Source organism: Luteibacter sp. P4_D7_3 (genome assembly GCF_056401735.1).
The window spans coordinates 1-11155 of sequence record NZ_JBFUIT010000118.1 but is presented as its reverse complement, the minus strand read 5'-3'; the positions used below and the strand labels follow the sequence as shown (position 1 = coordinate 11155).

Genomic DNA, 11155 nt, shown 5'->3' with positions numbered 1-11155 from the left:
GAGGTGTTCCTTTGAGGATCAGGGGCAGCCCGGCAGCGACGAAGACCACGCGGTCGCATCGTTGCCCCAGGGCCTGGTGAAGGCGGCCGGCTTCGTCGACGAAACGGCGGGTGAGCTCGCCCATAGGGGTGATGCCGAGACCGACCTCATTGCTTACGAAGGCAACGTTGCCGGGCAAGGTGGACAGGATGTCGAGGAAGGCGTCGCGCTCGTGCTCGAAGTGCGCGCCCTCGTCGATACCGAGCAGGTTCGATAGCCAGAGCGTCAGGCAATCGACCAGCAGAAAGCGGTCGGAGCGGGCGTGCTCGCGGAGTACGGCAGCCAGGGCCACGGGTTCTTCGAATGACTTCCATGTGGCCGGGCGGCGCGACCGATGGTGGGCGATCCGGTCGGCCATTTCGCCGTCCAGTGCCTGTGCGGTCGCCACGTAGAAGACATCTAAGGCACTTTCCGTGGCGAGGCGTTCCGCGAACGCGCTCTTGCCCGAGCGTGCGCCGCCGAGAATCAGTGTCAGCATGCTGGCAGTCCGAAGAAGCGTTCCAGAGCGGCGGTGTCCATGTGTGCATCGATGACCGCGGCGAGGCGTTCCAATGTCGCCTCACGCAGGGCGTGGATGTCGAGCTGCTTAGGCGCTGCGAGACCGGCATTGCCGAGCCAGGCGGCCAATGCCTCAGGATGGTCGAAGACGCCATGCAGATACGTGCCGATGATGCGGCCGTCGTCCGACCGCGCGCCGTCGCCTCGTCCGTCGTCGAGCCGCACCGCCGGACGGGACATCCCCGCACCTTCGCTCACTCCGCAATGAATCTCGTAGCCCGTCACGGGGGTGTCGCCGTCGGCCAGCCAAGCATGCACATTGCGCAGCTGCTTCATCGGCGCCAGCGTCGTTTCCAGGTCGAGCAGACCCAGCCCCTCGCTGGAACCGGCAGGACCTTCGAGGCCGGCGGGATCGTGCACGGCCTTGCCGAGCATCTGCATGCCGCCGCAGATGCCGATGACTCTGCCGCCATAACGCACGTGACGCAGAATGGCCGTGTCCCACCCCTGCGTGCGCAACCAGGCGAGATCCGCGCGGGTCGACTTCGACCCGGGCAGCACGACGAGGTCGCACGGAGGGAAGATTTCACCCGGGCCAACGAAGACGCATTCGACGTCGGGATGCGCACGCAGTACGTCGAAGTCCGTGTGGTTGCTGATGCGCGGCAGCGCAGGCACGGCAATACGCAGGCGCGCGTGAGGCTTTATCGCAGGTCCGCGCGGAAGCGCATCCTCGGCTTCGAGTACCAGGTCGTGCAGATACGGCAGGACCCCGAGCACGGGCTTGCCGGTCTCGCGCTCGAGCCAGTCCAGGCCGGGCTGCAAGAGGGCGATGTCGCCCCGGAACCGATTGATGACAAAGCCCGCGATCCGGTGGCGTTCGCTTTCCGACAGTAAGGCCAGGGTGCCGACGAGGTGGGCGAACACACCGCCGCGATCGATATCCGCAACCAGGATGACCGGGCAGTCCACGGCTTCCGCATAACCCATATTGGCGATATCACTGTCCCGCAGGTTGATCTCGGCCGGACTGCCGGCACCCTCGACCACCACGGCGTCATACGTCGCCACGAGCCGTCCATGGGAGGCCAGCACCGCGGTCATGGCGACGCGCTTATAAGCGTGGTAACCCACCGCATCCATGTTGCCCACCGGGTGCCCGTGCACGATCACCTGCGCCCCGGTATCACTGTTCGGTTTCAACAGCACCGGATTGAAGTCGGTATGCGGCGCCACCCCGGCTGCCTGGGCCTGTACCGCCTGCGCACGACCAATCTCGCCGCCATCCACCGTCACCGCGGAATTGAGCGCCATGTTCTGCGGCTTGAACGGTGCCACCGCCACGCCACGATGGCGTAGCCAGCGGCACAACGCCGCAACGACCGTGCTTTTGCCGGCGTCGGAGGTGCAGCCCTGCACCATGAGGACACGGGCGTTCATGCGATGGCCTCGGATAGCGCCTGACCCAATACCACGAAGGAAGCCTCGTCGGCCGGGAGGCCGAAGCGTAGTGCCTGAGGGTTGTCGAAGTGACGGACGAGGATGCCGCGTTGCGCGAGGGCGCGATGAAGCGTGGCGGCATCCGGGTGTTCGCAATAGTGGAAGAACTCGCAGCCGCCTGAAGGAGGCAGACCGTGCTCAGTCAGCAGCGATGCCAGTTGCGCGGAGGCACGGCGCAGCCATTCGCGCGCCGACGCTTGCCATGCGGTGTCCTTCAATGCGCGCGCCACGACGTAGCGTGTGGGTCCGGTCAGCGTCCACGGACCGAGCGATGCAGCCATGTCGTCCAACAACGCGGGCCATGCGGCAACGAAACCTGCGCGCGCACCGGCGAGGCCGAAGAACTTACCGACCGAACGAAGAACAATGAGACCGTCGCGCCGATGTCCGCAGAGACTGTCTTCCGGGCTTACGTCGATGAAGGCCTCATCGACGACGAGCCAGGGCCTTTGCCGCGCAAGCCCGGGCGCCGCTTCGCGACGGGCCAGGCGGTCGTGCAATTCCAACAAAGTCTCGCGGTCGGCACGTTCGCCAGTCGGATTGTTCGGGCGGATCACCACCACGACGTCGAACTCGTGAGCCCGTGCAAGCAACGCGTGGAACGGCAGGGTCACCACGTCGTGACCGGCCGTTAGCCACGCGTGCGCATGCTCCGCGTAGGCGGGTTCGACCACGGCCACGCGCGAACGCCCGCGCAACCGTGGTAACGCGGCGATGGCCGCCTGTGAGCCAGCGACCGGCAGCAAGTTGCCGGTGCCGTAATAGCCGCGCGCCGCGTCGAGCAGCTCATCATCGTCTTCGGGAAGCCGCTGCCACACGGTCGAGGGCACCGTGGGTAAGGGATACGCAAAGGGACTGACCCCCGTCGACAGGTCGAGCCAATGCTCGCGTGCGATACCGTACTCGCGCACCGCGCGACCGAGTCGTCCACCGTGTTCAAGCATGCGCCGCGACTCCCACCAGCAAGACGATGGCCACCCACACGACCACGCCACGATCGACCAGCCGAAGCGCCTGCAGGATCGCGTCCGTTCCGGGCGGGGAGCCTTCGCCCAGCGCGGGGCGGTCCTCCCAGCGACCGTGGTACGGAGCCGGCCCACCGAGGCGGACGCGCAAGGCCCCTGCCCCGGCCGCCATGACCGGACCTGCATTGGGGCTATCCCAGGCAGGCGCCTGCACGCGCCAACAACGCAACGCGGTCACGCCGTCGCCCATGGCGGCGTACGTCAGCGCGGTCAGTCGCGCAGGTAGGAAACCAAGGACGTCGTCGGCACGTGCCGCCATCCGTCCGAAACGGTTGTATCGGGCGGTCCGGTAGCCCCACATCGCATCCAGCGTATTGGCAAGGCGGAATCCCAGCACGCCGGGCCCGCCAAACAGCACAAACCAGAACAGTGCACCGAAGACGGCATCGTGTCCGTTTTCGAGCACCGACTCTGTCGCGGCAGCGGATACCTGCGTCGCGTCCAGCGCCAGGGTGTCGCGGCTCACCATGCGGCCCACCGCGACGCGGGCAGCGACGAGGTCACCAGCGAGCAAGGCCTGCGCCACCGGACGTGCGTGTTCGCCAAGGCTGCGCCGACCCAGCGCGAAGTACAGGACGATCACGTCGATCACCAACGCCAGTGGCGCGGGCGATGCGGCGCGCAACCAAGCGAGCAAGGCCACCGGCAGCACGACAGCGAGGGCCCATGCGGCCATGCCGGCAAGGCGACGATCGGCATAGAGATGTCGTTCGATGGCAACGGCCAGTGCGCCGAAGCCGACGAGCGGATGCCACCGTCGCGGCTCGCCCAGGATCATGTCGAGCAGCAACGCCAGCACCATGCAAAGCGCAACGGTCATCCGAGGAACAGCCGTCGCGCCGCATCGGGATTGGACGGAAAATAGAAGTGCACGAAGCTCGCCGTCATGCGCTGGCGGCGATAGACTTTCTCGGCGGTCGGCCCGCCATGCGGGTTGCTCGCGCCGGCCAGGGGAAGCGCATCGATGCTCGCTTCGGCGTAATGGAAGGAATGCCCACGCAAGGCACCTTCGGGCAGTTCGACGCTTTGCATGCCCAATGCGGYCATACGCCGCTGCATGGTCGCCTGGCCCCCGAGCAGGCCCGCCATCGCACCGGCATGACCGTCGCGATCGGTGAGCCGGTCCAGCGCGTAGAGCAGGCCTCCGCATTCCGCAAGCAAGGGGCCTCCCCTGTCCACATGCGCGCGAAGCTCGCGACGCAGGTCGTCACGTGCGGCAAGCGCGTCGATGTGCAGTTCGGGGTAGCCGCCAGGCAGCCACACCGCATCGCACGCCGGCAGCGGGTCGCCTGCCACGGGCGAAAAGAAGTGCAAGGTGGCGCCCGCCGCGCGGAGTTCGTCGAGGTTCGCCGGATAGATAAAAGCGAATGCGGCGTCGCGTGCGATGGCGATCCGGACCCCGTCCAGCCGCACCGATGCGGGCATGGTGGTGCCCGCTTCGAACGCGACCGGTGGTGGCAGTTCGGTGACACCCTGCTTGCTCCATGCATCCGCGAGGGCGTCGAGCCGCGAGTCGAGATCGGCCAGCTCCGAGGCAGCAACCAGTCCAAGATGTCGCTCCGGCAATGTCATGGCGGCGTCGCGGGGCAGCGCCCCGTGCCAGGTCAGGCCAGGCGGCAGGCTGTCGCGCAGCAAACCGGCGTGGTACGCACTGCCCACCCGATTGGCCAGCACGCCGTGAAGGACAAGCGCCGGACGATACGTTGCCAGCCCGTGCGCCAAGGCGCCGAACGTCTGCGCCATCGCACTGCCGTCGATCACCGCCATCACCGGCAGCCCGAACGCAATCGCCAGATCGGCGCTCGAAGGCGATCCGTCGAACAGCCCCATGACGCCCTCGACGAGGATCAGGTCTGCCTCGCCCGCCGCTTCGTACAGACGGGCGCGGACATCCTCATCGCCACCCATCCAGGGGTCGAGCTGGTACACCGGCGCGCCGCTCGCACGCTCCAGGATCATGGGATCGAGAAAGTCAGGTCCGGTCTTGAACACGCGCACCCGGCGGCCCTGGCGCGCATGGGCTCGTGCCAGGGCGGCGGTGACGCTGGTCTTGCCCTGCCCCGAGGCTGGCGCGGAGACGAGCAACGCCGGGCAATAACGAGTCATAGCTCCACACCCTTCTGCGCACGAATACCCGCCTGGTACGCGTGCTTTACCACGCGCATCTCGGTCACCGTATCCGCGGCGGCGACCAGGTCGTCGGGCGCACCACGGCCTGTGATCACCACGTGCTGGCGCTCGGGCCGTGCCGCGAGGGCGGCCAGCACGCGATCGAGCGGAATGTATTGCTTCACCAGCGCTATGTTCAGTTCGTCGAGCAACACGAAGTCATAGCCCGGATCGCGGAGCATGCCCTCGGCCAGTTCCCATGCCGCCATGGCGGCCATGATGTCGCGGGCCTTGTCCTGGGTCTCCCAGGTATAGCCCTCGCCCATCACGTGATAGTCCAACGGGCCGTCTTCAAACATCCGGAAAAAGCCCTCCTCGCCGGTCGAGAAGCTGCCCTTGATGAATTGAACCACGCCGCAGCGGAAGCCGTGGCCAAGCGATCTGGCGAGCATACCGAAACCGGATGAGCTCTTGCCCTTGCCGTTACCGGTGTTGACCACCAGCACGCCACGGTCGATGGTCGCCTTCGCGATGCGCCGGTCGATTAGCTCCTTCTTCCGGCGCATGCGATCACGATGACGGGCTTCCTCGTCCATCTCTTGCCAGGGAACCGCCTCGTTCATGCGCGTGCCGTCTGGCCGTCACGCGCTTGCGGAAGGAAGCGGAACACCAGCGCCTGGACCACCTCCGACGCCAATACGTACCCGGCCGCCGCACGCACGAACAGCGGTGCCCACTGGGCGAAGCGCTGTAGATACTGAGCCATGTTCGGCTCCGTGTAGCGGCCGCCCAGCCAGTAGAACGCTCCGTTCGACACGGCATACGACAGCGTGGCACTGACCACGATACCCGCGAACACCAGGCCGTGCGAGGCAAGCGAGCCGTTGTAGCGCGGGGCGAGAAGACGGCCTGCATACCAAAGGACGGCGTAAGCAAGCGGGAGGAAGGCGTACGCCACCGTGATGCAGAAGTCGCTCACCCCGGCATAACTCACCGAGTACCAGTCGATCAGCACCGACAGGACCACGAAGCCGACGAAGGCCAGATGCTTGCGCAGATAGATGCCGCCAAGGAAGAACAAGGCCATGGACGCATCGGGTAGATGAAGGGCATCGCCGAAGTGATTGAAGCGCGTGGCGATCATCACTAGCGCGAACAGGCCGGCAACAGCAGTGAACAAGGAACGTGAGAGCGGCTTCATAAGGTGACCTCGAAGGTGGGACGGTTACGAACGGGGCTGGTAACGCAGGGTCAGCATCCAGTTGCGCTCCGGCTGGTTGTAATACTGCGCAGTCTCGTAGCGACGATCGAAAATGTTGTTCGCCGACAGTTCGATTTTCCACGCCGGGGCGAAGGCATAGGCCATGCGAAGATCGGTCAGCGTGTAGCCGCCCAGCCGGTTGGCGTTGGCGGTGTCATCGAAGCGATAGGCCGAAGCGAACACGCTCGCACCGACGCTGAACGCGCCGAAGCTGCGGTCGACATCGATATTTGCGGTGCGACGCGCACGACGCGGCAGCAGGTTTCCGTGCGTGTCATCGTCGCTATCGTCGATCGGCTGCAGCCAGGTGGCGTTTCCGGCGAGGCGCCAGTCACCGATGGTTGTGTCCGCGGCCATCTCGACGCCACGGATGCGCGAGCGGTCGATGTTATTCGCCCCGCCGAACGGGAACAGCGGACCACTCAGGCTCGAGTCGAACACGATCAAATGGTCGATCTTGTTCTGGAAGCCGTTGACGGACCAGTGGCCCCAGCCCGGCGTGCCCCGCAACCCCAGCTCCCAGTTCTTCGATGTCTCCGGGCCCAGATCCGGATTGCCGTAGTCGGGGAAATACAGGTCGTTGAAGGTCGGCGCCTTGAAAGCGGTGCCGTAGCTAGCGGTCACGCGCAAGGTCTTCGTCAGCGCATAGCCGTACTGGAGGCTGCCGGTGGTCTTGCCGCCGAACTGGCTGTTCTCGTCACGACGCACGCTGCCCTGTACGGAGCTGTCGCCGTACTCCTGCTGCCACTCGGCAAACAGCGCGTGGTTGCGGCGTGCATCGACGAGGTAGTCGGTGCTGCCAACCACGCGATCGCGTTGCCAATCGAAGCCCACGGTGGTGAGGCCGGCGCTCTCACCGACGCGACCGAGATCGGCCTGGAGGGAAGCGAGGTCACGATGCGTGTTGAACGTGTCGGCGTAAACGCCATTCTCGTAGTCGGTCGAAAGATCTTCGCTACGGCTCAGGCTGGCGGTGATCAGGATGTCCTGCGCCGGCTTGTAGCGCACGCGGCTGCCCAATACCTGTGTCGCCGACTGGGCAAAGTTGCTGCTGGTGCCGTCGTAGTGGTTGCGGCCTTCCGTACGCGTCGCCGTGGCGTCAGCGTCCCACTGGTCGTCGAAACGCCAGCCGCCCAGCAAAGACAGCGCATTATTCTTGTAACCATCCCTGTCGGGCTCATACGTGAAGCAGCCGGCGCCGCCCGGGCTGGGCTTCCCGCGGCACGCATTGATGCCGTCGGTCTGGTCATGGGTTGCCTGGACGGAGTACCAGCCTTGCGCACCGCGACCGGCGAAACCGACGGAACCGCTCGCCGCGTCGTATGAGCCCACGCCTACCGAGAAGTTCGGTACGAACGCGCCCTCGGGATGACGGGTGAAGATCTGGATGACGCCACCGAGCGCTTCCGAACCGTAAAGGCTGGAGTACGGACCGCGCACGATTTCGATGCGCTCGATCTGGTCGACCGGGATGTCCTGGAAGGCAGCAGTGCCGGAGGTGGCCGAGCCGATCTTGACCCCGTCCACCATCACCAGCACGTGATCGGATTCGGTACCGCGCAGGAACACGGACGTGGCCTTGCCCGGACCGCCGTTGTTGGCGATCGACACGCCCGGGGTACCGCGCAGCAGGTCAGCCAGGGAATGCGGCTGGAGACGCTCGATATCGGCGCGGTCGATCACCGTCGAGGCGGCGAGGACCTGGCTCTGGGTCTGGTCTGTGCGACTGGCCGTGACGACGACCTTGTCCAGATCGGTGGAAGCATCATCGGCGATGGCCGCAGCGGGCACGAGCAAAGCGATCGCGATGGAGACCGCGAGGGTGGAAGAACGAAATGACACAAAACAACTCCTGCTAACCGCGCCTACCCGCGCGGCATCAATGGCGAGGAACAGGAGGCGGGAAGACAGGATCGCGGAGGGCAAAAGGCCGACGGCAACCCACGACATGGCCCTCCGCCTGTCCGGTGTACCTCATGGCCGGTCTCCGGGCTCGCGAGCGCAGGGAATCCCTACCGGACGGCGCCTTCCCATGCCTATGGCACAGTGACTTGATGCCGACCTTTGCTCGCCTACCGTTGCGGGGGCAGCTCCGGAATGGTGGCAGCCTCGAAAGGCCGCGCACGTCACCGGATTCCCGTTTCAATCCTCGGCACTGAAGCCTTGGATCACCTTGGGCGCAAGTAGTGTATCCGAACGCGGCACACGGCGGCATAGATGGCCAATTAAAAGAAGGGTGCGCGGCCGAGCCGGCCGCTGAGTGCCCCAAAAGCCTTAAAAGGTTGCATCGAATTCCTTGCTGCCCGACCACAGCACGGTGTTGTGTTCACCGGTCAATCATCGTCGCCCCACAGGGCGATCAGTGCTCGCGAACCGTCGCGCCTTTCACCGCGTTGGCCAGCCGCTGCTTCATGACCGCATCCGACGGATTGGCGTCGCTTCCGTAGTACAAGGTGTAGAGCACGTTGGTATCGGCACCAGGCGTACCGAGCGTCGTGCCAGCCCAGCTCATGTCGGAGTCCTTGTACGGCTGTCCGTCCCCTGGGTGGGCGCGGGTAACGATGTCCTTCCAGCCGGAAAGATAATCGCGCGGCGAGTCAGGGAATGGCTTCGGATGCCGATTGATGCGTACGGCGGTGTACTTGTCCATATCCGGCTGAGCGCTAATGCCCGCGATACCCAGCGTCGCGCTGCCGTCGCGTCCCAGATAGCCGTAGCTGACGGCGAGCTCACCGTTGGCTTCGATCGGCTGCAAATCCGGGCCATAGCTAAGCGAGAATCCCGCCGGCGCGATGGAAAACCGCTTGCCGAAGTCGATGGCGAGATTCGCAGAGGCCAGCTCCGTGGGCACCCAGTCACCTTGCTGGAGGAATTCCTTCCAGGCAGCGAAGCTACCGTCGTAGGTCGTGGAGATCAGTCCGAGGAGGGTTTCGGTCTGGACGCTATCGGCGTGCCGGAAACGCGACTGCGTCTTCGACAGGAGAACGACATAACCGTCGGGCACGGGTAGCGAGTACACCTCGAGCACGGCGTCGATAGCCGGGAAGGCAAAGTCGCGATGCTGCCAACGCCGATGCCATCGATCGACGACGACAACGTCGCTGATGGGCGACCCGAGCGACGTCATCCTGACTTTCTCGTCGCCCACGTCACGCGTGAACGTGGAGGCTTTGAAGATCAGGTCCACGAGGCCGGCGGCGTCGGAGTACAGCTTGGCCAGGGGCAGATCGTCTGGCTTTCGCACATGCAGCAGTATGACTTTCCCCAACAGGCCGGCATCGACGAAGCCATTGCCTGGAAGTGCTGACTTCGCGTGCTCGGGTATCCAGTAGGTCCACTCGTTGTTAGCACCACGACGAAGTGCCATGGGGTAGGCATCGAGCGGCGCACCGGCGGCAAGGATTTTTTTGCTGCCATCACCCTTGGGAAACATGTTGGCATCCTCCCGGCCGAGAAGCTCCTTCCACTGGGAATCGAAAAAGGTGTCGGCCTGCGCCAGGTAACTCTTGGCGAAATCGTCAAAAGTAAGTGGCAGGTCGACATGCACGCGGAAGATCCCATCCTGGGTCGCGTCCATGAAGATGGCACGGCCCGAGGCACGCCTTTCCGAGTCCACCGATTTCGTCGGCGCATCCAGAACCAGACTGATGGGCAGCGCGAAGTTGAGGTTTTCGTTGGGCGACTTGCGCAACACCACGCCGATCACCTTCCCGTCCTTGTCCAGGAGGGGGCCGCCGCTATTGCCTGGCGATGCGGCCGCCGAGAAGCGGATCCACTTCCACTGGCCATTCTCGTCTTCCGGCGTATCGGACGTGTACAGGCCATCGCGTACCACGACGCCTGTGCCCAACGCATTACCGACCGCGTAAACCGCCTCGTTGAGATGGTTACCACGGTCGACGGCCAGGGGTTTCACGTCCGGCGCGTTGGCCACGGTGAAGACCACAAAATCTTGCGCCAGGGAAAATCCGACGACCTTGTCGATGGCAAAGACCTTGCCGTCCGCGTCACGTAGCAAAGGCGGACCCGAACGGCCGCCAATGCCGTCAATGACCACGTGGAAAGCCGTGACGAAACGGTTCTTGCCAATGGCGAACGCCGTTCCGATCGAATTGTATTTGTCGTTGCGGTATTGGAAGGGGAGCTTTTCCAGCGGGAGCGGCTTCTCGTAGCGTGCGGATGAATCGTCGGGCTTGGCCAGCACCACCTCGAACGTGGCGCCTTTCACCACGGGCAAATGCGACGCGTCCAGGGTGGCGGCAGACAGGCTCTGCGAGAACCACACGGCTATTGAGAAGAGGGTCAGGCGGCAGATACGTCCGTGAATTTGCATGAAGGCGCTCGGGCTGGTGGGCCGGGAGTTTCAGCAGCCTCCCTGGCAAGGCTTGAACCGCGTCAGACGATACAGTGTCAGTCAACCCCACTCAATAACGACGGCAGAGTGTCTGCCGCAATTATTGCAAGACAACCGGGAGCCCCGGTTTCGCAGCCTGCGTCCAGGTTCCGGAGAATCCGCCCGACTTCGTCGGCACCAGATCGAACGTCTCGAGAACCACGCCATGCTCATCCTTATGTTGCAAGATCCAGTGCCCGGATGGCGCCTTGGCGATGTCGAGGCCGATCGATGTGCCAATCCGTTCGTAGAAATAGCTCGCGCCGGAAGTGGACCCAATCAAGGCAATGGCGCTCCCCTTCCCGATCGTCCCTCGCCAGGTACCGACCG

At 64.7% G+C, this 11155-nt stretch carries 10 protein-coding genes and 1 riboswitch; all 10 genes read right to left on the bottom strand.

Going from position 1 to position 11155, the window contains the following annotated elements; all coding sequences use genetic code 11:
• Positions 1 to 517 (bottom strand): bifunctional adenosylcobinamide kinase/adenosylcobinamide-phosphate guanylyltransferase (gene cobU, locus AC1DSN_RS12015; RefSeq protein WP_477330847.1); only part of this gene is annotated, 517 nt, incomplete at its 3' end.
• Positions 511 to 1977, bottom strand: a complete 1467-nt coding sequence (locus AC1DSN_RS12010; protein ID WP_477296067.1) for a cobyric acid synthase — start codon at positions 1975 to 1977, stop codon at positions 511 to 513. The genes AC1DSN_RS12010 and cobU, both read right to left, overlap by 7 nt.
• The gene (gene cobD / locus AC1DSN_RS12005) at positions 1974 to 2981 is read right to left on the bottom strand and encodes a threonine-phosphate decarboxylase CobD (RefSeq protein WP_213947525.1); all 1008 of its coding nucleotides are present in this window, start codon (positions 2979 to 2981) and stop codon (positions 1974 to 1976) included. Before cobD ends, AC1DSN_RS12010 begins: the two co-directional genes overlap by 4 nt.
• Complete coding sequence (cbiB, locus tag AC1DSN_RS12000; RefSeq protein ID WP_063570771.1) at positions 2974 to 3882, bottom strand: adenosylcobinamide-phosphate synthase CbiB; 909 nt, start codon at positions 3880 to 3882, stop codon at positions 2974 to 2976. The genes cobD and cbiB overlap by 8 nt, the downstream gene beginning before the upstream one ends.
• The gene (locus tag AC1DSN_RS11995) at positions 3879 to 5168 is read right to left on the bottom strand and encodes a cobyrinate a,c-diamide synthase (RefSeq protein ID WP_477330845.1); all 1290 of its coding nucleotides are present in this window, start codon (positions 5166 to 5168) and stop codon (positions 3879 to 3881) included. The genes cbiB and AC1DSN_RS11995 overlap by 4 nt, the downstream gene beginning before the upstream one ends.
• A complete protein-coding gene (gene cobO, locus AC1DSN_RS11990) occupies positions 5165 to 5767 on the bottom strand; it encodes a cob(I)yrinic acid a,c-diamide adenosyltransferase (RefSeq protein WP_477330849.1) in 603 nt (200 codons plus the stop codon). Before cobO ends, AC1DSN_RS11995 begins: the two co-directional genes overlap by 4 nt.
• A 23-nt stretch (positions 5768 to 5790) precedes the next feature.
• On the bottom strand, positions 5791 to 6372 hold the full coding sequence (locus AC1DSN_RS11985) for a hypothetical protein (protein WP_477330843.1): 582 nt from the start codon (positions 6370 to 6372) through the stop codon (positions 5791 to 5793).
• Positions 6373 to 6396: 24 nt separating this feature from the next.
• A complete protein-coding gene (gene btuB / locus AC1DSN_RS11980; protein WP_477296033.1) occupies positions 6397 to 8274 on the bottom strand; it encodes a TonB-dependent vitamin B12 receptor in 1878 nt (625 codons plus the stop codon).
• A 119-nt stretch (positions 8275 to 8393) separates the two neighbouring features.
• A riboswitch (cobalamin riboswitch) is annotated at positions 8394 to 8623 on the bottom strand.
• A 168-nt stretch (positions 8624 to 8791) separates the two neighbouring features.
• Entirely contained in the window at positions 8792 to 10765 is a 1974-nt protein-coding gene (locus AC1DSN_RS11975; protein ID WP_477296032.1) for a S1 family peptidase, read from the bottom strand.
• A 121-nt stretch (positions 10766 to 10886) separates the two neighbouring features.
• The coding region (locus AC1DSN_RS11970) for a hypothetical protein (RefSeq protein WP_477330841.1) at positions 10887 to 11155 on the bottom strand (269 nt) is incomplete at its 5' end.

What these genes read in the sequence shown, in the direction of transcription:
- cobD (WP_213947525.1), bottom strand. Translation starts at nt 2,981, where the DNA reads ATGCTTGAACACGGTGGACGACTCGGTCGCGCGGTGCGCGAGTACGGT.
- AC1DSN_RS12010 (WP_477296067.1), bottom strand. Translation starts at nt 1,977, where the DNA reads ATGAACGCCCGTGTCCTCATGGTGCAGGGCTGCACCTCCGACGCCGGC.
- AC1DSN_RS11985 (WP_477330843.1), bottom strand. Translation starts at nt 6,372, where the DNA reads ATGAAGCCGCTCTCACGTTCCTTGTTCACTGCTGTTGCCGGCCTGTTC.
- cbiB (WP_063570771.1), bottom strand. Translation starts at nt 3,882, where the DNA reads ATGACCGTTGCGCTTTGCATGGTGCTGGCGTTGCTGCTCGACATGATC.
- AC1DSN_RS11975 (WP_477296032.1), bottom strand. Translation starts at nt 10,765, where the DNA reads ATGCAAATTCACGGACGTATCTGCCGCCTGACCCTCTTCTCAATAGCC.
- cobO (WP_477330849.1), bottom strand. Translation starts at nt 5,767, where the DNA reads ATGGACGAGGAAGCCCGTCATCGTGATCGCATGCGCCGGAAGAAGGAG.